Origin of the sequence: Pseudophaeobacter leonis, from assembly GCF_002087335.1 — a bacterium.
Classification (GTDB): domain Bacteria; phylum Pseudomonadota; class Alphaproteobacteria; order Rhodobacterales; family Rhodobacteraceae; genus Pseudophaeobacter; species Pseudophaeobacter leonis.
In genome coordinates this window covers 21,080-43,772 of sequence record NZ_MWVJ01000074.1, presented here as the reverse complement: position 1 = coordinate 43,772, position 22,693 = coordinate 21,080, and the positions used below count along the sequence as shown (strand labels likewise).

The window sequence follows — 22,693 nt, the reverse complement described above, 5'->3', positions numbered from 1 at the left end:
GAGTGAGCCTTATCGCCATCTTAAAGTCAATTGTTTTTACACCTTTTTGTGAGTGACAACATGTGTGCAGAACGCGTGACCGGCGACGATGTAAAGGCCATGGTGCGGGAGGGTGCCAAGCGGCGCATGAGCTTTGCCTTCTGCCTGGATCCGCTCAAAGATGCCTTGATGATGATACAACCGGGCGCCAAGCCAGAGACCCTGCGCGCGCCCTTGAAAAAGGCGGGCGGCAAGCCTCCCATCACCTGGGGAACCTATACGGTAAAGGGCGATGAGATGCAGATGATCTGCGAACAGGCCCCGACAAAAATGCTGTTGCAACTCAAGCGGTTTCTAAAGGCAAATCGCCCCAAGGTGAACATTCTGTTCTATGATGACGGCGGCAATCTTCTCGACAGTCTAAAGCCGGAAGCCGCCGAAGACGCGGCCTCAAGGACCGCCGATAGCAGCGATATCTCAGCATCCGGAATTGACCCAAAGGCGGTGCTGCCGCTGAAACGCCGGCTAAAGCGTATTCAGCCCCGCATCGCCCTGGCACCCGGCCCTCTTGAGCTGAAGCTGAAGCGCGCCCTGGTCAAATCCGTCAGCCTGATAAATGCAGGTCGGCTGCAAGAGGCCGAGACGCTGATCATGGTCACCGAACGGGCCATCGCCGCCCTCGGCAAAGACCGCGAAGACGAAGAGCGCACCCTGAAACGCGGCCAGCGCGAGGCCGATCAGCGCTCGTTAGGGGCGCAGGTCAAACGCGCCCAAGCGCTGCAATCTGATGTGGCACGCGCCCCCGGCCCGGCCCGTGACCGCCTCACCCGCGCCATTCACAAAGCCGCCAAATTATTGAAACAACGGGATCTGGAAAGCGCCCGCGCCGCCATGGACAAGATTGAAAAAGCCCTGACCTCTTTGGTTTGAAGCCCTGCCTTTGCGCGCCAAACTGGCCCCGAGAAACACCCTGATAAACGACCCTCTGATTGACCAGATAATTGTTCCCAACCCCGGAGACCACGATGCGTTTGACATCCCGTATTTCCCGCCTGATCCGCCCCGGCCTTGCGGCAATGCTCCTGATTATGCCCCCCCAGATCAGTCAGGCCAACCAGAGCAATCAAACTGAGACTGGCCCGCTGCTGGTCGAGCTGAACAAGGTGGAAGAGATCGAAGGCGGCGGTTGCCGCGCCTTCTTTTTGTTTCGCAACCAGACTGGCAAGAGCTTTGCCGGCTTTGAGATGTCTTTGGCCATCCTGGACGGCGAAGGCATAATCGACAGGCTGCTCTCGGTTGACGCCTCCCCCCTGCCCGTCCAGCGCACCACATTGAAATTATTCGAAATTCCAGAGATCACCTGCGGCAATATTTCCGAGATCCTGCTGCATGATGTCACCTCTTGTCAGCCGCAGAACGAGGCAGAAATGGACTGCTTTGCGATCCTCAATCTGGCCTCCCGCAGCACTGCAAAGTTGGTGAAATAGGGTATGGCTGGTCTCTTGGAAAACCTCGCAACCGGCGGCCCGGTGATCGTCCTTCTGGCGCTGATCTCGCTGCTTTCGCTCACCGTCATCGGGGTGAAGCTGGCCCAGCTCTGGCCGGTGACCTCTGGCAAGGAGCAGCGTAGCCAGGCGATTGACCTTTGGCAAAAAGGCGACAGCGACAAGGCACAGAGCGCAGTCGCAAAAGAAATCTCCGGCGGACCGGATTTTGATCTTTGCCATGTCTTCGCTGCAGGACGGGCTGCAAGGCCCTGTGTTGACCTCCGAGTTGGAACGCCGGGGCAACGAAGAAGTTCAGCGCATGAACAGCCTCATCCGGCTGTTAGAGCTGATCGCTATGGTCTCACCACTGTTAGGCCTGCTTGGAACCGTGACGGGCATGATTCAGTCCTTTCAGGAGTTGGAACTGGCCCAGGGAGCTGCAAATGCTTCGGTGCTGGCAGGGGGCATCTGGCAGGCGCTTTTGACCACGGCTGCTGGGCTGGTAGTAGCAATCCCGGCCGCCATCGCTGCCGGGCTGTTTGCCGCCCGCATCGACGCTGCGGCCATGATGATCGAAAGCGCAGTCGGGCGGCTGATGCTGGCGGATCATGCCCGGTAGAGCGCGGAGCTCAGCATGATCCTGAGCCGCCGCAAGCGCCCCTCTGCCCTGATTTCTCTGGTGCCAATGATCGACGTGATGCTGATCTTGCTGGTGTTTTTCATGGTGACGTCGACCTATCTGAACCTCGATATGATCCCGGCCCTGCGCCCAGCCGAGGGTGCCGCAGCCGCCAGTAAGACACCAGAGGTTCGGCTGATGATCCGTCTTCAGGCAGATGGCACCCCCAGCCTGCGTGGCGAGGCCCTGTCGCCGCCGGCCTTGGCTCAGATACTTCAAAAGGCGCTGGAAGAAGATCCGACGGCGCAGATGGTCATTCTGCCCTCCGGATCAGCTCCGACGCAGGCGCTGATTTCGCTGATGGATCTGGCCGCCACAGCCGGCGTTCAAAACATGCGTGTTTTGCGACTGGAGGCCCGGCAATGAAGCTAAAACGCAGGCCCCGAAATCCTCAGTCGGAAACCATTATCGCACTGATAGATGTGGTTTTTTTCCTGCTGGTGTTTTTCATGTTGATCGGACGCATGGATGCAACCGCGCCCTTTGACGTCGCCCCACCTCAGGCGCAAACCGGCAGGGACATGCCCGCAGGCGGCATCACATTGGCAATCTCTCAGGACGGCGATCTGGCTCTGGATGGCACTGAGATCACCAAGACTGATCTGCCTGCCGCACTGGCAAGCCAATTGGCGCAAAAGCCCGAGATGCGCTTGCGGATAAATGCCCACCGGGATGCTGATCTGCGCCATGTTTTGCCTCAGGTCAGCCAGGCAGAGGCCCTTGGCTTTCTGGATGTGGTGCTTGTTGTCACCCCTGAACGCTCTGTGCGAGGGCAGCCATGACGCGCAGGTCATTCGTTTCGGGGCCATTCGTTTCAGGGCCTTCAATTTGGGCCCTGGGCCTTGCCGGGTCACTCTGCGCACATCTTGCAGTCCTGGCCGGGCTGTTGCCCTTCCTCACCCCTGACCCGCTGCCCCAACAGCCCAGCCCCCAAAGCGCCCTCACGCTGTCCTCCCACAAAGTCACCCGCAGCCAGGCCCAGGAACAGACAGCCGCGGCTGAGCCCGGCAAGCAGGTTGCAGCAACAAGCGACAGCCTCAGCGCCGGAGCCGTGCCGCAGACAGTGGCGGTGACAAAGCCTGCCGTAGCTGAAACCCTCAATCCTGCAAGAGTTTCAGCCGCACAATTGGCCGCAGCCCCGCCGCCCCAGAGTGCCGCGCTCAGCCCGCGACCCGCAGCCCAGCCTGTTCCCGCACGCGCGCCCTCCCCGCAAAACCTGCTCAGCGCACTGCCAGAGCTGCGAGCAGCGAGACCAGTCGCCCCAAATGTGACCAGTGCAGCTGTGGCAACACCAAGCCCCAACGCCACAAAACCGGTTGCGCCGGATCTCAGTAGTGCTGTTTCAAGTGCACCAAGTTCCAGCGCAACAGCACCGGTTTCACCTGATCCTACCCCCGTGGTTTTTGCTGCAGCAGATGCGGTCGCCCAGCCTATGGCAGAGGCGCCGTCCCAATCGCAGGCTTTGGCACATAGCAGCCCGCAGGCCAGCAGCATCACCGCCGCGCTGGCCTTTCAGGGCGGCGACACCAATGAGGTCGATCCAGTGTCGCTCGCCGCGTTCCAGAGCTTCACCAGGCCCGGCGATCTTGCGGGACAGGCCGCAGAGGTGCGCGATGGGCTCGCAGGCCTGTTAAGTGCTGTGCCCTGTGCCCGGTTGCAACTCTCTTTTGACCCGGAAACCGCGGTGCTGGAGCTGCGCGGGCACTTGCCAGACAACGGCCTGCGCGCGCCGGTGCTGGCGGCGTTGCAGGCTCAGATGGGCCGCGACATCGCTGTGTCTGACCAGATGCGCCTCTTGCCCCGGCCTCAGTGTGGCGCCCTCTCGGGGATCTCCACAGTCGGCCTGCCACAAAGCACCGACCAGATCACCAACCCTTTACTGCTCGGCGCGGATGCTCAGGCCCGGGTACTGTCCTATAGCGGTGGAGAAAAACTGTTCTTCGACCTGACAGCACCGGACTACCCCGCCTACCTCTATGTCGACTATTTTGATGCCGCGGGCGATGTTATCCACCTTAGCCCCAATGCCACAGTTGCGCTACAGCTGTCGCCACCCAAAAGCGCTCTGCGCATCGGCACCAAATCTGCGGGGGACCCTGGCCTACAAATCACCGTTGGCCCGCCTTATGGTCAGGAAATTGCCGTCGCCTTTGCAGCCTCATCGCCTCTCTATGCAGGGCACCGCCCCTTGATCGAGGCCGCTCCTGCCTATCTCGATTTCTTGCGGGAGCAAATTGCCAGGGCCAAGGCTCAAGATACTGATTTCAAAGGGGAGTGGGTGTATTTCCTGATCGAAACACAGGCCGAGTGAATATCTGCAGCCCGCCTTTGGCGGGGTGCCCGGCCCAACGAAGGCAGGGCAATCTGTGATTGTCCAATCTTGGGCCGGGAGCGCTCCCCTCTGCCGAAATTGCGGGAGGGTAAGGACCAATGGTTTTTTCAGAAAAGGCGCGGCCCCGCTTACGGGCGCAAACTCACTGGCAGCCTCCGGCAGCCCAGGATTTCAGGTTTCGTTTCAACACGCCGCCAAAGGGATGCTGTTTGTTCAGGGATCGCTGCATATTGAGGCTCAGATAGGTATTCGCCTGTTCGCACAGACGTTCCCGGTTCCACTGGTGGCAAGAGCTACAGGACTGCGATTTCCAATAGCTCTCTGGCAATCCTTCAATCGGCGGGAAAATCGGCGACTGATCAATAATCTCCGCCAGGCTCAACCCATTGATCTGTTCCAGCTCAGACACCAGAGGGCTCGCATAGGTCAATGGCCCCGCCTCAGGGTGCGCAGGTGCAGGCTCGGCTTGCGCAGCTTGAACCGGAGGCACCACCTCTTCTTCCCTGCCAACCGGATCCTTGCCCTCTCCTGCCTTCAGGGCCGCAATCTCTGTATGGGCAATTTCTGCATAGGTCCCTGCGGGGTAGCTCTGCAGGTAGGCCTCATAGGCCGCCAAAGCACCGTCCTGCTGCGCCGCTTTGAACAGGGCTGTTTCGGCCTCGTCCGGCCCCGCCGGAGCCTGCGGTTTTGCCACAACCCCGGTAGAGAGCTCTTCTGCCATAACTTCGGCCAGTAAGCTGCGCGCCTCAGTCGCATAAACCCCATCAGCGAACCCCCGCAAAAACAGCATCAGCTGAACCGGGTCTCGCGATGCGCTGACCGAACGCCACAACTGCAGCTCTTCCGCCTCGGCGGAGCTAAGAACAGGGGCTTCCGGGGCCGCCGCAAACACAAAATCACTCACCAATGAGGAGGTATCCCAGGGCGTTTGCAGCCCCTGGCTCTGGTCCAGTACAGCCCGCCGCACCTCTTTGAAGGCCTGTTCAATTGGCAGGCCCGGCACCACAATCTGCTCTGCCACGGCCTGTGTAAAGGGGCTGTTGCCCCCCTCCCCGTCCAGCGCCACGCTGCCCGGCGCTGTTGCATAGGCAAGGAAGGTTCCCGTTGGAGCCTTCATTTCGGCAAGGCCGCTTTCGTCCAGATCAGCGATATTTTCAAAAGGGTTGTTTCGGCAGGCATCAAGAATCACCAGATTGGTGCGATTGCGTGCCGAGGCCATCTGGCGCAAAACCGTTTGGGCTTCTACTGCCATGAGATCAAGATCCGCCGCATCAGACAGCGCGACGTCCCCCGGCAGCAAATAGTTGTTGCCAAAACTTTGCACCCCGTGGCCTGCGTAGTAGAACAACCCGGTGGTATCACTGCCCGAGGCCCGCAGTTCACGGCCAAACTGCGCAAGGGCCCGCTTCATCTCAACCTGGCCAAGATCAACCGCCAGTGAGACGGAAAATCCTAGATTTTCCAGTGTCTTGGCTATCAATTTTGCATCATGGACCGGATTATCAAGGGCCGCGACCGTGCCGTAGGACGAGTTCCCAATGACCAGGGCCAAACGAGCTGGCCCGTCTTCCTCGGCAGCCCGCAGCCCGCCTGCAAAGAGGCATGAAATGGCAAAAATCTGAAACAGGTATTTTGCCCAAAAACCATTCACGACAGCATTCTCCAAATATTTGTCCCCGTGGGGACACCTCAACTTATTGAGGATTTTCCCTGCCAGTGCAGGCAACCCTTGCAATATCATCCAGGATTTCCGTTAATCAAATGATGCTACCCGGTTCAGGCCCTCACTGGGCACCCCATTTACTGGGCATCCAATTTAATTCCTAGAATGAGTGATTTATCATGGTACGTCAATTTCTTCAGCCCCTCCTAGTCCTAATGTTTCTTTTTGCGCGTCCCCTGTTTGCGGCAGACCCGTTTGAACACGGCTGGCAGCTGGACCCTGCCGCGTCGGCCATCACCTTTTTGTCCGTAAAAAAAGACACGGTGGCAGAGACCAGCCAGTTTGCCGCCATCAGCGGACAAATCACCCAGAGCGGCGTCGCACAGCTTGTTGTGGCACTGGACTCTGTTGATACCAAAATCGACCTGCGCAACGTGCGTATGCGCTTTTTGTTTTTTGAGACCTTCGCCCATCCCGAAGCCACCGTGACAGCCGTTATTGACCCGGTGCCGCTACAGGATCTGCCAAGCCTGCGCCGCAAGGTGATTGCCTTGCCGGTGACCCTGAACCTGCATGGCGTGGATGTTGAGCTGGTGGCCGAGGTGGCCGTGACGCTTTTGAGCAACGACCGGATCAATATCTCGACCCTCAATCCCGTCATTTTGCAGCTCAAGGATTTCAACCTGATGGAGGGGCGCGAAAAACCTGCAAGAGGCCGCAAGCGTCACCATTACCCCGCTTGGGATCGTCAACCTGAACCTCACTTTTGATCGCCGCGCCCCCGGCACTCCGCAGCCCGGCGCGACTGCAACGACTGGCGCAAAAGCCGCGCTTGAGACCAGTGGTGACTTCAGCCGCGAGGCCTGTCTTGGGCGGTTCGACATTCTGTCCCGCAGCCGCAGTGTGACGTTTGGCGACGGCAATGCGCAACCGGATCGGGGGTCCATCAGTTTTCTGGACAACCTGTTGGACATCATCAGCCGCTGCCCGGACATGGTCATTGAGGTCGGCGGCCACACAGATGATGTTGGCAGTGCCGCCGCCAATAGCCGTCTCAGCCAACGTCGCGCCAATGCTGTGGTGAAATATCTTTCGGCAAAAGGTATCGATGCCGATCGCCTAAAGCCCATTGGATATGGTGAGGCCGACCCATTGGTGCCAAACACCAATGCGCAGAACCGCGCCAAGAACCGGCGCATTGACTTCAAAGTTCAAAACTGAACCAAAGGGCGCAATTAGAGGCGCCCACTGGAAAAATCGCCCACAACAAAAAGAGGCTGTCCCCGCGGGGACAGCCTCTTTTTGTTGTGGGATCAAGTTCGCTCTCTTTTGCGACATCGCGCCAAATACGTGCCGAACCCGGACCCTAAGGTATCAGCCTCGCAACTCAGTGCAGCCTCTCATTCCGAGGGATCCGTTTGCTCCAAAGCAGCAAAGAACGCGGTGATCGCCGTTTCAAGGCGGTAGCGATCAATCACCGAAAAATCCCGGTCCATCGCCAGCTCAACCCGGCCATCGCGCGCCTGACAGCGCACTGTCCCCGAGGGGACAGCACAGCGCAGGGTGGTTTTGGCAACACCAGCCTTTGCCTGGGTTTCACCCACCGCGCCTGACAAGACACCCGCACCTGCGCCAGTACTGCCTGAAAGAAACCCGCGCAGGATTGCCAGCTCAGCCTCAGCCGTTTGCGCCGCCTCCCGTTGCAAGGCCTGCGCAAGAGCCGCAGCCAGGCTGTCATCCTCTGCCAGTTTCTTTTTCAGATCGAGACCAAGCGCCCGTGGAATGGCTTCGGCAAACCGCAACTCGCCTCCAATCATGTCCAGCAGCTCAGCAAAATGGCGAATGTAGCTGCGCTTTTGCCGACCCGCTGAGGCATAGAGATGGCCCACGGCCTCTTCTACCAGATCACACCCGGTCTCGGGGTCTTGTGCATAGGACAGCGCGAGTTGCGCCATTTCAGCAAAGGAGATGTCACGCCGCACCAGGTTTTCGTCCACCATCCGGCGGTACAGCCCCTGCAGGGTTTCGCCCCTGGCAATCAGGCCGGCCGGGATGGTGGCAAAATCGCTCTCGCCGGTCTCTTCAAACAGGGCGCGGTAGGCTGACAGCCGCCGAAAGCCCTGAACCAATTGATAGGCTCCATCGGCAGCCTCTTCGACCCGGATGGGGTTTGACAGGCCAATACTGCGGATCGAAGATTTCAGCTCTTCCAGCTCTGGGTCGCGCGAAATCGCCCGGTCGCGCACCAGCTTACTGGTTGAGATCTGATCCAGAGGGATCCGGTCCACCACCAGTCCCAGCTTTTTGAGCCGGACAAATTCATGCGCCAGCCGGTCGTTCTCAGCCCGGATGTTTTGCTCTGCCGCCGCCCGCGCTTTTAGTGCCTCGGCGTTCTCAGAGATCGCCGTCGCCATCGGGCCGCGCCGGGCCTCGGCGACACTTGCCGCCTCTGGCTTGCTGGCCTCAGCTTGGGTGTCTCCAGCTTTGCTGGCATCCGGGGCAGGGGCAGCAGGCTGCGATGGGGCAGGGGAGGCCGGTGGATCCGCCGGGAAGTTGATGTCAAAGACGCGCCGCTTGCTCATGGTCTATCCTCCATCTGATCCCAGGCCTCAACCGCGTAGCCCTTGAACTCCTCATAGGCCTGATCAAATGAGGCTCTGGCCCGTCGCCAGGTCTCGCGGGTCATATCGCGATAATCTATCTCATAGATCGAGCTGAGAAAGCGTCCCGATTGCTCGACCGCGCGTGTCATCTCGATCGAGCGATCCGCCATGCGTCCCTCAAAGGCCTTCATGAAGGCATCGCGCATCGCTCGGTGCAGATCATTGCCGCTCTCATACCGGGTGAGCAAGAACCGTACGTCTAAAAACGCCTTGGGCAGGGTGAATGTCCCCGCGGGGACAACGCCGTTAAAGGCGGACAAATCTTCCAGCGCCTCAGAGAGCTGACCAATAAAGGAGGTGGTGGAGTCGTACTCCCAGTAGCCCGGCCCGGAGGGGATATAGAGCATGTCAGCCGCAAAGACCGCATTCATCGACTGATAGCCAATGGCCGGCGGGCAGTCAAAAATGATCAGATCGTAGTCGTCCGATGAGACCTGGTCGAGATAGCGTGACACGGCCGCAAAGAAGGACCACTCGGGATTGAGGTGGCGATACTGGGCGCTGGCGAATTCCACAAAGGCGGCGTTGGCACAGCTTGGCACCAGGTCCATCGTCGGCCAGCTTGTGGGCTTGATAAAATCATTGATGCGCAGGTCCTGCAGCCCCATGCCGGTAATCGCGTCAGGCAGATGGCGTTCGGGCAGGGCGGCGCCTGACTCGGCGCCGCGTGCCGAGGCATTCATCCGCTCGGTCTCGCGCACCAGATCCCGCGCCATGATGCCCCAGACTGTGTAGTCTTCGGTGATGTCGCTTAACCCCATGGAGTGGGACAGCGTCGCCTGTGGGTCAAAGTCCACACAAAGCACCCGGTAGCCATCAAGCGCTGCCGCATGGGCAAAATGCAGCGCAACGGTCGACTTGCCCGCGCCACCTTTGAAATTGGAGATCGCCACCCGCAGAGCCCGCTTGCCCTCGGGGCGCGGCGGCATCAGGGTTTTGCGATTGATTTTGATGCGCCGCCGCAGCTCGTTGATCTCTTCCAGAGAATACCAGCGCTGGCGCCCGTCTTCTTCAACCAGCCCCTGCGGCAAGGACGGATCCGCCGCCAGGCGTCCGCGCAGGGTGGATTGATTGACCTTAAAGATCAGCTCAGCAACTTCCCAGCTGGAGAACCGGCGCAGGGTCTTCTCCATCTCAGGGGAAAAGGTCTGCTGCCGGATCCAGCTCTGCATCTTCAGGGATTGGGCCTGCAGTTTCGCCAGGTCTTCGTGGGTGAACATGACTGCTCCTTGCTCTCTTGTGACTCGTTTATACGGCTCGTCCTTTTTGGCAGGACGCTAATTAGACTGTAGTAGTCATTTAAGCCGCACTTGCTAAAAACGCAAAACCTATTATTCAATTGAAGAGCGTCCTGTCCCCGCGGGGACACAGTCTTTAGAACGCACTAAAAACAGCGGCTTGGCGGTGCCTCAGCGATTCGGCCTTGGGCTGTGATTCGGGCCTGCCCATATGCCCCCTCATCGTGTTGCCGACTGTAGGAGGCAGCAGATATAGGGGGACAGTGAAAAGACTCCTCCAGGCAATAGGGGGACATTTTCGTGCAACTAGGGGACGCCCATGGATGTCCCCCTATACCATTGATACCGATTTTTCTTTTGAAAAAGGGATTGGGTCAGAACAGAAATCCACAGGCCTCTTGACAGAATCGCGCTCTAGGACGCAAATTGTGTACATTGAGTAAATAGCGTTGGGTTCAGCCAAATGAGATCCAACGCAATCCGGGATCAACTCGGGAATACGAGGCAGAGACCTTCAATGCTATAGGCCGGGATCAGGCATGAGACCAGCATAGGCTTGGAGAGACGGGAACACTGATGCAGGTCAAACAACCCGCCGGGCGCAATGCATCGGCATTGAAATACGATATCCTCACAGCCCTTGGGGCGCATGCACTGTCGCAGCCAAAGGCGGCGCAAAAACTGTGCCTGCGGATCATGACCCTGGTGACAGCCAGATATAACTGGTCGCGCAACGAGCTTGCGGTGGGGCAGCGTGAAATTGCCCGGCTCTGGCATGTTGATGAGCGCACAGTTAAACGCGAAATGGCTAAACTGCGGGCCATGGGCTGGCTGGTCATCAAAAAGCAGGGCGTGCGTGGGCGTGTCAGCGAATACGGCCTCGATCTGGATCGCATCTACCAAGACACCCGCAGCAGCTGGGCGGCGGTTGGACCTGATTTTGAGCACCGCATGGCCGTTAGTGACGCTCCCCCGACAAATGTCGTGCCCCTGCGCACTGGCCAGATAGCGGCAGCCCCAGATAAAAGCGATGGCAATGAGTGGAGCCTCGTCAGGCAGTGCTGCACCAAGAAGACCCCGCGATTTATACTGCATGGATTGCGGCCCTGACCCGGTCTGAGCGGGCAGGGGGCCGCCTGACCCTGACAGCGCCAAGCCGCTTCCATGCAAACTATGTCCTGTCCCATCTAAAGCCGCGCCTGCTTGCCGCCTGCAGGGATGTTGATGAGCTGATGTCGGACATTGCTGTCATCAGCTAGACGGGGCCTTTTTTGAGGGCGCCAACTGGCTCCTCTGACGGGCGTCTCAAGGCGTTGCTTAAATCCACCCTGTTCATCGCGGCCTTGCCTGTCAGATTCCCTCTTGCGGACGGGCCTCCATGTAGTAATTATGCAGTTGTATAATTACTGCGTTTCACAGAGCCTCAGCAAAGGTTGGCCTGGGTCAAGCTGCCTCAGGCAGTTCTGGGAAAATGGGGCAAAAAGGGCGGATAGAGTATGAGAACCACCGATGTAACGGCACGTCTGGCCTCTTTTGGCGGTGCAAAATGGGATCTGCACCTCGCGGCGCGCGATCGTATTGCTGCCGGGGCTGATATCATTGAGATGACCATTGGCGAACCGGACGTGCCCGTCCCGGCCGAGCTGTTGGAGCAGGCCATCGGATCGATGCGGGCCGGGCGTACGGGGTATTCAGACGGGCGCGGAGAGATGAATTTGCGCCGTGCGCTGGCCGAACGCTACAGCGAAACCCGCGGCCGGGATTTTGTCCCCGACAATTTCCTCTGTTTCCCCGGCACCCAGACCGCCTTGTTTGCAGCCATGATGGGCGTGGCCCAGCAGGGCGATGAAGTGCTGGTGGGGGATCCGATGTATGCGACCTATGAGGGCGTGGTGGCGGCGAGCGGCGCCGAACTTGTGCCTGTGCCGCTGAGTGCGGAAAATGGATTTCGGATGCAGGCGGTAGATGTCGCCGCGCGGATCACCCCCCGGACCCGCGCTCTGCTGCTGACCAGCCCGCACAATCCAACCGGCGCCATTCTGAGCCGCGCCGATCTGTTGGCGCTGTGCGAGTTGGCCCGTATCCACGATTTCTGGATCCTCTCTGATGAGGTCTATGAGCATCTGGTATTCGAGGGGGCCGAATTCGTCTCGCCGCTTTCTCTGCCGGATTATGCCGAGCGGGTCATTGCGGTGTCGTCGATTTCAAAATCGCACGCTTCACCAGGTTTTCGCAGCGGCTGGTGCGCAGGCCCAAAGGCTTTTTGCGACGCCCTGCTGCCCTATTCCGAGACCATGTTGTTTGGCAACCAGCCCTTTATCGCTGATCTTACCGAACATGCCATTCGCGAAGGCTCTTCTGTCGCCGCTGGTATGAGTGAGCGATTCAGTCGCCGGGCCCAGCTGCTGACGGACAGGCTACAAGCGGAAACCGCGCTGCAGGTGCATCGCCCTGAGGCGGGGAGGTTTGCCATGCTCAATGTCGCGGCGACCGGGATGACGGGCGATGCCTATGCCTGGGATCTTCTGGAGCACGGTGTTGCCGTTATGCCCGGCTCTGCCTTTAGTGAAAGCCTGACCTCCTGGGTGCGTGTTGCCCTGACTATTGATGATGCGGCCTTTGAGACAGCCTTGCAGCGGATCAGCTCTCATGCCCGCGCAAAGGCGGAGGCGGTGGCATGAAACAGGCAGCAAAAACCGTGGGAGAAGCCCTGGTTGACGGGCTGAAAGCCCGCGATGTTACCTGCGTCTTTGGTATCCCCGGTGTACACACGGTTGAGCTCTATCGCGGGCTTGCCGGGTCTGGTCTGCGGCATGTGACGCCGCGCCACGAGCAGGGCGCCGGCTTTATGGCAGATGGCTATGCCCGGGTTTCGGGCAAGCCGGGGGTGGCCTTTGTTATCACCGGGCCGGGATTGACCAATACGCTGACACCGATGGCACAGGCACGAGCGGATTCTGTGCCGATGCTGGTAATTTCTGGCGCAAACGACAGCACCAGTATCGGCAAGCACCTTGGTCATCTGCACGAGCTGCCAGATCAGCATGCCCTGGCAAAAACCGTGGCGCTCACCTCGCAGCATGTCGCGCAGCCCAGCGACCTTGATCAGGCTCTAAACCGTGCTTTTGAGCCCTTTTCTCAGGGCAGACCGGGCCCGGCGCATATTCAGGTGCCTCTGGATGTGGCAGGTCGTGCAGCGGCGGCTTTGACGCCACCTGTGACCACACAGGCGCAGGACATCGACGGGACACAGCTGCAGCAGGCCGTGCAACGCTTGCAGCAGGCAAAGCAGACTTTGATTCTGGTGGGGGGCGGTGCCAAACGGGCAGGGGAGGCGCTGCGGGCGCTGGCCGAACGGCTGGATGCTCCGGTGGTGCAAACCACAAATGCCCGCGGGTTGCTGCATCAGCATCCGCTTGGCGTGCCTGCAAGCCCCAGCCTGGCCGCCGTGCGGCAGCTGATCGCGGGCTCCGATGTGATCCTTGCCTTGGGGTCCGAATTTGGCCCCACGGATTATGATATGTATGCCACCGGGCAGATGCCGCAGATGCAGCAGGTGATCCGGGTTGATCTGTGCGTGCAGCAATTGGCCCGGCACGAGGCTGCATTGGCGATCAGGGCCGAGGCGGCCGCGTTTGCTGAGGCGCTGATACGCGCACTGCCCGCCGAAACTGCTGGGGGTGGCGGCGCGGCGCGCGCCGCTGAAGCCCGGGATGCGGCTCAGCAAGAGCTGGGCGAGGACTACCGGGCGCAGCTTGCGATTCTTAACGCAATGCGGACGCTGTACCGGGGTCACTGATGGTGGGCGATAGCACCCAGCCGATCTATGCCGGCAACCTTTACTATGATCACGACCGCCCCGGCGGCTGGTTTAATGCGGCCACGGGATATGGCGCGCTTGGCTATGCTATTCCGGCAGCAATAGGCGCCGCGATTGCCGCCCCCAAGACGCGGGTGATTTGTATTGTCGGCGATGGCGGCGCGCAGTTCTCTTTGCCAGAGGTGATGACCGCCGTGGATGAAAACCTGCCAATCACTTTTGTGATCTGGAACAATCAGGGCTTTCGCGAAATTGCCACCTCGATGGAGGCAGTGGGCGTTGCTGTGATCGGCTGTGACCCGACGCCGCCAGATTTTGCCGCCACGGCTCTGTCCTTTGGCATCCCACATGTGGCTGTGGCAAACACAGCTGCAGCCGTGGCAGCCGCGCTGAAAGCCACAGAGGGCAAGGGCCCCAGTTTTATTGAAATAACCGCGCCTGTCTTTGCGCCAGCTCAGGATTAAGCTGATGAAGAACCCAAGTTTTGAATTCTCCCGTGCCATTACCCGTCGCCCAGCCGCTAGCATCATCGCGGGGCTCAGGGCCGAAGATATGGGCAATCCCAGTTTGGCAGGGATGCTGGCGGCGCATGAAACCTATGTGGCGGCGCTGAAAAGCACTGGCGCTGAGGTGATTGAGCTGGAGCCGCTTGACGATTTTGCCGATGCGGTTTTTGTCGAAGACACCGCGCTGTGCCTGCCACAGGGCGCGGTGTTGATGCGCCCAGGTGCGCCGTCGCGCATGGGAGAAGTGGCTGAGATGGCCCCCACACTGCGCGCCTGTTATGACGATGTGCGTGAAATTACCGCTCCGGGTCATATCGAGGGCGGCGATATTCTGGTGACAGGCCGGGAAATCCTGGTGGGGCGCTCTGCGCGCACTGATGCCGCCGGCGTGGCGCAATTGGCCGAGATCGCCGCGGACTGGGGCCATTCCCTGCGCGAGGTCTTTACCCCGCCCGGTGTTTTGCATTTCAAGACCGACTGCTCTTTGATGGATGCAGAGACCATCCTGTCAACAAGGCGGCTGTCGGATTCGGGCTGTTTTGAAGGCTACCGGGTTCTGGATGTGGCCGAGGGCGAAGAGGCCGCAGCAAACGCTATCCGGTTTAACAATCTGGTGCTCTGCCCGGCGGGCTTTCCCCGCACCGCCGAGATGTTGAGCAAGGCAGGCTATGACGTGGTTGAGATCGACAACACCGACTGTGCCAAGCTTGACGGCGGTATGTCCTGCCTCTCCCTGCGGTTTTGATCCGACCGCCTGACGGGGCGGGGCGCTAGTGTGCAAAGAAGTAAGTGAGATGCGACCTGCACGGGGCTATGGCTCGAGCAGGTCGCATCTGTCTCAGGCAGAGATGGCCTCTTGGGCATCGGTGTCCGGCAGCACGATGCTGCCATCCTCGGAAACGGTGATTTGCGCTCCGGTCCCGATCTGGCCAAGCCCCTCGCAGGCAACCAGCATCAGGATGTGTTTTTCGCGGGCAACAATGGCCATATGGCTGAGCCAGCCGCCAACTTCGCTCAGCACCGCGCCTGAGCGTTGCACATAGGGCAGCCAGGCCGGGTTGATCATGCTGCAGACGATAATGTCGCCATCCTGGAAGCCGGCAAAGACCTCAGGTCCCGTAGCGCTCTCATCGCTGACCCAGAAGGCGCGGCCAGTGACAGTGCCACTGCCAGACACGCAGGTGCCGCCCAGGACGCCATCTTCCAGCCGGGCCTGCGCCCCAAGCGACAGCAATTCGCAATCGTGCAGCGTGAGCTTTACCTGGCTTGGTGCCGAGGCTTTGCGCAGATCCTCCTGCGCCTTTCTGGCGACGGCCTTGCGTTTCAGAGCCCTGGGGGCACTCCAGTCACTGTCCTGTATCTCCTCCATCGAGTGCTGGAAGATCAGATCCTCAAGCCCGGACAGCTGGCCCAGAGCCAGCAGAGCACGGCGCAGCTCTGCCAGGACCCGCAGGGCCTCGTGCTTGGCCTGTTCCTTGAGATCCTGAAAGGTCAGGGCCAGAGAAATAGTGTCTTTCAGCTCGTGTGGCAGGTTGGCTGGAAGGGCGGTTTGTCCGCCAAATGGCTGAATTTGGTTTTCCATCAGCGGCCACAACAGGCTGGGAGCCTCGCTATAGCGTGGCGAGCTGAGCTCATAGTCGAACATGGCGCGATGTCCCATCAGCCTGATCGCCCTGTCCCGTCCTGATTTGCCGCTGCAAGAGGCCAGCAGCGAAGAGGGGGCATGCGGCAGCTCAGCGTGCATGAGATGGGCGCGCAGGGAGGCGTCCCCGGCAGTGGCGGCACTGGCTTCACCCATGGTGAAACCCGCAAGAATATTGATCTTTTCGGCCTCAAGATAGATCTCTCGGGCAAAGAAATCATGCAGCGTCTGGATGGTCTGAACCAGTTTTTGCGGCGGCAGGGCGGCGTAGTCGACGGCGGTCCAAAGCGCGAGCCTGTCGGCGATGTCTGGCATCACCACGCCGTGGAACCGGGAGACAAGCGGCCGGGCCTGACGGCGCAGCTGCTTGGCCTTGGTGGTGGTCAGTTTCAGCGTCATTCCGTCTTTCAGAGCAGCGTCTACATAGGTCTTGCCGAAGAGGTTGACCAGATGGCCGTCTCGTCCTTCAGGCAGGCCATAGGGCACCCCAAGAGCGCGGCAGGCCAGATCGACGCTGCCACCGGGGGCCCAAAGCGTTGCCATCAGGGAGAAAGACAGCGGCGTGGGTCGCGGCAGGACTTCGGACATTTCGTCCTGTTCGAGGATCACCTGATCCGGGGCGGCAGTGCCAAACCGTTGCAGCACATCGCGCCATTCCGCCAGACGGATCTGTTCGGCCTCAGAGCCTATGGCCAAAGTGGTAATGTCGCGGCTTTGCACGATCTGGAACTGGCCGTCGGCATAGGCCCACTCCACATCCTGTGGGCAGCCAAAGATTGCCTCGATCTCGCGGCCAAGAGCCAGCAGGGGCGCCAGATCGAGGATCTTGTTCTGATCCTCGTCGGCAGGCAGGCCGGTGCTGCGGCCAAAGCGCAGCGAGACAGGGGTCACCCGGCCCGAGACCAGATCCTCGCCGCAGCCACGCACCCATTCGACCATTGTCATGCCGGGGGCTGTGGGATCCTGGGTAAAGAGCACGCCGGCATAGTCGGCCTGAACCATTTGCTGTATCAGGATGTTGGCAGCGGTTTCATCGTTTGCTTCCAGATCATAACTGGCAGCGCGCTCGGACGAGAAGCTGGCAATCACCCGGTCCAAAGCGGCGCGCATGGTTTTGGCGGTGACATCCAGTTCGGATTCAAAAACCCCGGCAAAGCTCTGATCGGCGCCATCTTCGTTGCTGGCACTGCTGCGCACCGCACAGGGTTTTGCACCAGCCAGTTGCCAGACCTGTGCGGCAAATTTTTCCTTTTGCGCCGGGCTCATCTGCCTGTAGCTGGCGATGGCCTCATTGCGCAGAACCACGCCACCGGGCACCGGCAGGCCTGCATTTTTCAGCACTGACAGGCGCAGGGCCTTGTTGCCCGCGCTGGCCAGCTCTTCGGTATAGCCCATGGGAATAACCCCTGCAGGCAGTTTGGCGAGGTTGCGTATATGACGCCGCAAAGCGATCTGTTGCAGTAGCGCGTGGTGCATCCCCGTCACATAGGCCCGCTGTAGCAACAGCAGGCTGATGCTGAAGCAGAGATAGGCATTTGCGGCGGCACTGAGGCTGAAAACCATAGCAAACAGCACAGGCACGCCGAGCAGCAACCAGAGTTTGCTCTGGCGCGGTGTCTTGGCGACGGCCCAGACCAGATAGATTGCGGCCAGTCCACAAAACAGCAGCGGCAGCACAAAAAGCGGATCGGGACGGCCAAGCTCTGCGACCCAGAGAAACGGGATGGAGAGCGCGCTGCTGGCCTCACCGGCGGATGAGACGCCGATCATCATGACGGGCAAAAACAACAGGGCGCTGAGATTACGCACTGGCGTCAGACCTTTGTCAGCATAAAAGGCCTGTATCGCCCGCGCCTTGCGCACCGGATCATCTGCGAGCTTTGCCTTGAGGGCTGCGAGTTCGTCGGCACTGTCATTGCTGATGATCTGGTCACGTTCTGATTTTAGTGCAACCGGCAGAACCAGAATGCGGGTCAGCAGGGAGAGGACAAACAGCCCAAACAGCAGATGGCTGCGCTCATGCATCCAGACCAAAGCGGAAGAAACGATGGAAATCGTTTTTTGCCAGTAGGTTGACTGTTGGTCTGCCAGCCAGAGCTGCACGTGGGGTTTGGGGGCGGGGGCTATGAAATACTCCCATGGCAGCGTGTAGCGGCCCTGATAGTCGATGCCCTGCTGGCTGAGCTCTAATCCCAGAACCTGCCCCATGAAACAGCTGCGCCGGTCATAGCAGGCGGCGACCGTTGGCCTGTCGTCGAGGGCAGAGATGCGGCGCATCAATTCATCCGTTGGCAGCGCCCGGATGGGAATATTGATGGCACCGGGCAAATGACCGGCAGCAAAGTCGCCGGGGTAGCGGGTGTCAACGATCTGCAGATCCTCGGTTTCCATCAGGGTTGTGAAGTCTTTGGTGCTGAGGAGTGTGTTCTTGTTGGCATAGTCCGGAATGGCCCGCAGGTCAGTGAGCGACTGAACCTCAGCATCGCTGAAGGGGCGGCCCTCTACGATCCATTTTTCAATGCCCCCGGCAATAAAGCTGCAGTCGATCCCCAGTTTGGCCAGCTCGGCACAGGTTTCGGAACTGCGGTTGCCGTTGTGGCAAAAGACCACGGCGCGCTGACCGGGCTTAAGCGGGCGAGACTGCAGAAAGTCGGGGAAACGGATATGCGCGGCTCCGGGGAGGCTCCCCATAGCGTTTTCACCCGTTTCACGAATATCAAAGAAGACAGCCTCACCGGCCTTGAGCAGGGCTGCGGCCTGGTTTGTGGAAATGGCGAGCGGGTTATCTTCTTGCTTTGAAAAACTGGTCTCTTTGAGGGTGGCATCCTTGATTTCGGTGCCCGCAAATTGTGCGGGACGGACCAAAGTCGCCTGCAGACGGGCAAGCTCTGTTTGCTTGTTAGAGTTGAATTGCCAGTAGTTGCCAGCCGCAAGCAAGGCGGCAAAAACAACCAAAGCCGATATCAGTTTGACGGGAAAGCGCGTTTTGGCTGCGCCGGTTTTTGGTTTGAGACCCAATTTGGCGGCCACAATGGCCCCCATTCCAGACATCATTGCCAGCCCAACGGCAAAAACCTGCGACAGAGAAGACACGGATCCAATGACCAACTCAGGCGAAGGGATTGCCTTTGCCTCCAGAGGTACAACTACTAGGAGGGCAGTGCTGAACAGAGCCGCGAGACGCGAGCGGGTGCGAAGAGGTGAAGCAGGTGTTGGGCAGAGTGTTTTCACGAAGGTTCCTGTTGCCGAGGATGGCTTTCTTTAGGGTTGTGACGATTTTATGAAAAGACGCGTAAAGTGTTACGGAACAGTTAATTGCACAATGAGGTCAATAAGTTCATTTAAATTTTATGAAATGGGTGCAAGTATGTTAACTTCGCTGTTTCATGGATTGAGTGATACTTGACACAGGCCGCAGGGTCGCAACACATTGTATCAGCCAGGAGGCTCGTCCATGCTGCAGGCAGACAGAAACACTATTTCCTTCTTGTTGGGACAGATTGCCAACTCCGTCAGATCTGCGCGCCTGTTGCTCGTGCTGGTTGTGGGCCTCATGAGTCTGGCTCCATTAAGCGTAAGGGCAGATATTTCGCTCACGTTTGGAACCTACGCCGCTGACAAGCCCACGGTGACGGTCCGAAAATACCGTCCCTTCCTGTCCTTTCTCGCTGACCGGATGTCCGAACGACTGGGCGAAAAAGTCATCATCAAGATGCAGATTGCCAAGGAATACGAAGAAGGCATCCGTCAGCTGGCCGAAGGAGAAGTGGATTTTGCACGCTTTGGCCCGGCCTCATATGTTATGGTAAAGCGCGCGAACCCGTCGGTCAGCATTGTCGCGATGGAGTCCAAGAAGGGTGAAAAGCGCTTTAAGGGCGTCATCGTTGTGCATCGCGACAGCCCCCTTCAGTCTCTGGAAGAGCTCAAGGGAATGACGTTTGCCTTTGGCGATGAATTGTCTACCGTTGGGCGATACTTGTCCCAGGCAGAGTTGCTGAATGCAGGTATTTCGGGAGCCGATTTGCATAGTTTCGCCTACCTTGGTCGTCATGACCTGGTCGGTGAAGCGGTCGGCGCAAATAAATATTCAGCGGGAGCCCTGAAAGAGAGCACCTATAAGAAGCTTGTTGCCAAGGGGGTTCCGATCCGGGTGCTGATGTCTTTTGATAATGTGACCAAACCCTGGCTGGCCTCGGCCGGTTTGGATGCAAGGATTTTGCAGGCCATGCGAGATGTCATGCTGGCGTCACAAAACGAAGAGATTGTGCAGCGCGTCTCTAAGAATGGTTTTTTGGCGGGCGAGGATACAGACTATGATTTGATCCGCGATGCCATTGAGCAAAGCCGCAGCTTCTAGTTTTTGAAGAGCTGAGAAATGAAACGTACCGGTATTCTGTTTCAGATTGTTCTGTCCCTGTCCCTGGCAGCCCTTCTGGTCGCCCTTGTTGTTGGCACTGTTGCCAATCGGTACGAGGGCAACCGGTTGCGGGAGCAGTTGAGCGAACAGGCCGGGCTGACGATTTCTCTGCTCAGCGGCCTCATGCTCGAGTCGATCATTGTCGAAGACGTGCCTGTGCTGGAAACATGGCTGCACGAAACGCTGTCGCGAAACCCCAAAATTCTGTCGATCCAGATCCTGAACGGGGAAGGTGTATTGATTGCCTCCGTCAGGCGTGGCCCGTCTGGAACATTGGGGGACTATGTCACCTACGAGCAACCGGTGGAGATGGAGGGCTTCAAGTTCGGCACCATGGTTGTGGAGTGGTCGATGCTCGATGGCCAGGCCTTGGTGCGCGCAAAGGTCCGCTATACGATCATGTGGACCGTCCTTGCCATTGCAGTGCTGTCAACGCTGGTCTTGTTTCTGGTCAACATGTTGGCCCTTCGGCCGTTGCAAACGATCCATCTCAGGATGTCGGACGCAATTTCTGGCGCGCGTCGTGATGCGGGCCAGTTGCCCTGGTACGCCTCGCGGGAATTCTGGGCGCTGAATTTTTCGGTTGGGGTGCTGGAAGATACCTTTTCCGAGCGCGATGAGCGCGAGACAGCCCTGGAACAAGCCTGTGAAGCTGCTGATATCGCCAATCAGGCAAAGTCGGAATTTCTGGCCAATATGAGCCACGAAATCCGCACACCGATGAACGGTGTGATTGGGATGACCGAATTGATTTTGGAGACGGAGCTCAACGAAGATCAGCAGATGTATGCTGAAACGATTTCCAAATCCGGATCAGCCCTGTTGACCATCATCAATGATATTCTCAATTTCTCCAAGATCGAAGCGGGCAAGATCGAAATTGATGTAGCGCCCTTCAATCTGCAGACCGCGATCGAGGATGTCGTGACCTTGCTGTCGCCCAAAGCCACTGTGAAGGGTGTCGAAATCATTCTGCGCTACGATCCCGGCCTGCCAGAGTTTTTTGAAGGCGATATCGGAAGAATTCGCCAGGTGGTGACAAACATCATTGGCAATGCAGTCAAATTTACCAAAGTTGGCCATATTTTTGTCGATGTCACCGGTGAGGTCGGGCCACGTGGATATCAGCTTTCGATAGCGGTGACAGATACCGGCATCGGCATTCCCGAAGACCGGATTGATGCGGTTTTCAACGCCTTTGAACAGGTGGATGGCGCAGCAACCCGCAGCTTTGAGGGGACAGGGCTGGGCCTGGCTATTTCCTCGCGCCTGCTGTCACTGATGGGCGGGCGTGTGACGGTACAATCCGAGGCTGGCAAGGGGTCGACCTTTACCATTCGTTTGTCGCTGCCGACCTGTGCTCCGGTGGAGAGCCTGGTCCCTAAAGAGCCTGAGTTGAAAGGGCTGACGGCCCTGATCGTAGATGATCTGGAGCTGAGCCGGCTGATCCTGTCGGAGCGGCTGTCCTCCTGGGGGGTCACCTGTCTGGAGGCTGGCAATGCCTCTGAGGCTCTGGAGATACTCTCCGGCCTGGAGGGGGGGCGGGGTCGCCTCGACTTTGTGGTTCTGGACTATCAGATGCCACTGATGGATGGCCGTGAGCTTGCCCAGCGTATTCGCGCGATTGCCGATTTTAAGGCGATGCCGATTGTGATGCTGTCTTCGGTGGAGCATGCGATGACACGGACCGCGCGCGAAGGCATGGAAGGCTGTGAAACCGTGCTCAAACCGCTGCGGTCGGCACATTTGAAGCAGGTGCTTGCGCGGGTGTTGAACGGGGCACCAGAGCCATCTGTTGCCGCCGCGCCTGTCGCCATTCCGCAACCGGCAACAGATCGCATCAAATTGCTGATGGCTGAGGACAACCGGACCAATCAACTGGTGGTGACCCGGATGCTAAAGGATGCAGGGTTTGACATCACCATTGCTGCCAATGGCGCTGAGGCGGTCGAGTGTTATCGCAACACCCTGCCTGACATCATCCTGATGGACATGATGATGCCTGACATGGACGGTGTCGAGGCGACGCTAAAAATTCGGGAAATTGAGTTCAAAACGCAGCACCGCAATTGTCCAATCATTGCTTTGACGGCCAACGCGCTCGAGTCGCACCGTGAAAAATGCCTGGCCGCTGGCATGGATGATTTTATCAGCAAGCCAATCAAAAAGAAGGCCCTGATCCGCGCGATCAACAAATGGGTCTACACCCCTGAAGAGCGCAAGACTGGCACCTTGGGGCACCGGAGCTGACCACAGGCTGGACGTGT

The 22,693-nt window shown here is 58.9% G+C and carries 16 protein-coding genes and 2 pseudogenes; 14 read left to right on the top strand and 4 right to left on the bottom strand.

The window, feature by feature from the left end; genetic code table 11:
- The first annotated feature begins 60 nt into the window (after positions 1–60).
- From B4968_RS15960 to B4968_RS23555, 6 genes are all read left to right on the top strand, one after another.
- Entirely contained in the window at positions 61–909 is an 849-nt protein-coding gene (locus tag B4968_RS15960) for a hypothetical protein (RefSeq protein ID WP_241525790.1), read from the top strand.
- Positions 910–1,004: 95 nt separating this feature from the next.
- Positions 1,005–1,466, top strand: a complete 462-nt coding sequence (locus tag B4968_RS15955; protein ID WP_083100445.1) for a hypothetical protein — start codon at positions 1,005–1,007, stop codon at positions 1,464–1,466.
- Between the two features lie 238 nt (positions 1,467–1,704).
- A complete protein-coding gene (locus B4968_RS26230; RefSeq protein ID WP_420916538.1) occupies positions 1,705–2,085 on the top strand; it encodes a MotA/TolQ/ExbB proton channel family protein in 381 nt (126 codons plus the stop codon).
- 15 nt (positions 2,086–2,100) lie between these two features.
- Positions 2,101–2,511 carry an ExbD/TolR family protein gene (locus tag B4968_RS15945; protein WP_083100444.1) on the top strand — a complete coding sequence of 137 codons (411 nt, stop codon included), beginning with the start codon at positions 2,101–2,103 and terminating at the stop codon, positions 2,509–2,511.
- Positions 2,508–2,927 carry an ExbD/TolR family protein gene (locus tag B4968_RS15940; protein ID WP_083100443.1) on the top strand — a complete coding sequence of 140 codons (420 nt, stop codon included), beginning with the start codon at positions 2,508–2,510 and terminating at the stop codon, positions 2,925–2,927. Before B4968_RS15945 ends, B4968_RS15940 begins: the two co-directional genes overlap by 4 nt.
- Before the next feature lie 614 nt (positions 2,928–3,541).
- On the top strand, positions 3,542–4,456 hold the full coding sequence (locus B4968_RS23555) for a DUF4384 domain-containing protein (RefSeq protein ID WP_161492600.1): 915 nt from the start codon (positions 3,542–3,544) through the stop codon (positions 4,454–4,456).
- A gap of 163 nt (positions 4,457–4,619) precedes the next feature.
- Here the strand turns inward: B4968_RS23555 and B4968_RS15930 are convergent, their stop codons facing one another.
- Positions 4,620–6,128, bottom strand: coding sequence for a caspase family protein (locus B4968_RS15930; RefSeq protein ID WP_241525789.1), 1,509 nt, complete (start codon positions 6,126–6,128; stop codon positions 4,620–4,622).
- Between the two features lie 191 nt (positions 6,129–6,319).
- Between B4968_RS15930 and B4968_RS24645 the strand changes: the two genes are divergently transcribed.
- Together B4968_RS24645 and B4968_RS24640 are read left to right on the top strand one after the other, a co-directional pair.
- Positions 6,320–6,910, top strand: a complete 591-nt coding sequence (locus B4968_RS24645; protein WP_241525788.1) for a YceI family protein — start codon at positions 6,320–6,322, stop codon at positions 6,908–6,910.
- A 133-nt stretch (positions 6,911–7,043) separates the two neighbouring features.
- Complete coding sequence (locus B4968_RS24640; RefSeq protein ID WP_241525787.1) at positions 7,044–7,361, top strand: OmpA family protein; 318 nt, start codon at positions 7,044–7,046, stop codon at positions 7,359–7,361.
- Positions 7,362–7,540: 179 nt separating this feature from the next.
- Here the strand turns inward: B4968_RS24640 and B4968_RS15920 are convergent, their stop codons facing one another.
- The gene (locus B4968_RS15920) at positions 7,541–8,722 is read right to left on the bottom strand and encodes a ParB/RepB/Spo0J family partition protein (protein ID WP_083100440.1); all 1,182 of its coding nucleotides are present in this window, start codon (positions 8,720–8,722) and stop codon (positions 7,541–7,543) included.
- Complete coding sequence (locus B4968_RS15915) at positions 8,719–10,023, bottom strand: AAA family ATPase (RefSeq protein WP_083100439.1); 1,305 nt, start codon at positions 10,021–10,023, stop codon at positions 8,719–8,721. Before B4968_RS15915 ends, B4968_RS15920 begins: the two co-directional genes overlap by 4 nt.
- A gap of 594 nt (positions 10,024–10,617) precedes the next feature.
- Here B4968_RS15915 and B4968_RS15910 point away from each other — a divergent pair.
- The 4 genes and pseudogenes from B4968_RS15910 (at position 10,618) to B4968_RS15895 (ending at position 15,112) form a co-directional block, all read left to right on the top strand.
- Positions 10,618–11,300 (top strand): annotated as a pseudogene (locus tag B4968_RS15910) (DnaA N-terminal domain-containing protein).
- A gap of 237 nt (positions 11,301–11,537) precedes the next feature.
- Positions 11,538–12,722, top strand: a complete 1,185-nt coding sequence (locus B4968_RS15905; RefSeq protein WP_083100438.1) for a pyridoxal phosphate-dependent aminotransferase — start codon at positions 11,538–11,540, stop codon at positions 12,720–12,722.
- A pseudogene (locus B4968_RS15900) lies at positions 12,719–14,325 on the top strand (5-guanidino-2-oxopentanoate decarboxylase). The gene B4968_RS15905 and the pseudogene B4968_RS15900 overlap by 4 nt, the downstream one beginning before the upstream one ends.
- A 4-nt stretch (positions 14,326–14,329) precedes the next feature.
- Positions 14,330–15,112: an arginine deiminase family protein gene (locus B4968_RS15895; RefSeq protein WP_083100517.1), complete on the top strand. Its 783-nt coding sequence runs from the start codon at positions 14,330–14,332 to the stop codon at positions 15,110–15,112.
- A 93-nt stretch (positions 15,113–15,205) separates the two neighbouring features.
- On the opposite strand, the gene B4968_RS15890 is transcribed toward B4968_RS15895, so the two are convergent.
- On the bottom strand, positions 15,206–19,063 hold the full coding sequence (locus B4968_RS15890) for a PEP/pyruvate-binding domain-containing protein (RefSeq protein WP_241525802.1): 3,858 nt from the start codon (positions 19,061–19,063) through the stop codon (positions 15,206–15,208).
- A gap of 499 nt (positions 19,064–19,562) precedes the next feature.
- Between B4968_RS15890 and B4968_RS15885 the strand changes: the two genes are divergently transcribed.
- On the top strand, positions 19,563–20,366 hold the full coding sequence (locus B4968_RS15885) for a PhnD/SsuA/transferrin family substrate-binding protein (protein WP_241525801.1): 804 nt from the start codon (positions 19,563–19,565) through the stop codon (positions 20,364–20,366).
- Between the two features lie 18 nt (positions 20,367–20,384).
- Positions 20,385–22,676, top strand: a complete 2,292-nt coding sequence (locus B4968_RS15880) for a response regulator (protein WP_083100435.1) — start codon at positions 20,385–20,387, stop codon at positions 22,674–22,676.
- Positions 22,677–22,693 lie beyond the last annotated feature (17 nt).